The organism is Seonamhaeicola marinus (assembly GCF_008085455.1).
In genome coordinates, this window is the sequence record NZ_VSDQ01000104.1 from 1 (window position 1) to 361 (window position 361).

Sequence of the window (361 nt, forward strand, 5' to 3'; positions counted from 1 at the left end):
AACAAATTGATAATCTTTAAAATCATCAACCAAACTAAGCATAACAGATAGCATTTTGGTAATTTCTTGTTTACGGCTTCCGGGTAAAAGAGCAATAATTGGTTTTTCACTTAAATTATGTGCTTTTCTAAATGCTGTTGGGTTTACTTGAGTTCTGTCTGCAATAGCATCAATTAAAGGATGTCCAACAAATGTAACATTATAGTTGTACTTTTCGTAAAACGGTTTTACAAAAGGTAGAATAACGTACATGGCATCAATATCGCGTTTAATAGCTTTTACGCGGCTTGCTCTAGATGCCCATACTTGTGGTGAAATGTAGTAATTGGTTTTAAAACCTTGGGCTTTTGCCCATTTTGCA

General features: G+C 34.1%; 1 pseudogene. It reads right to left on the minus strand.

Annotation, left to right across the window (positions count from 1 at the left end):
* A pseudogene (locus FUA24_RS00660) lies at positions 1-361 on the minus strand (lipid-A-disaccharide synthase); the annotation flags it as partial.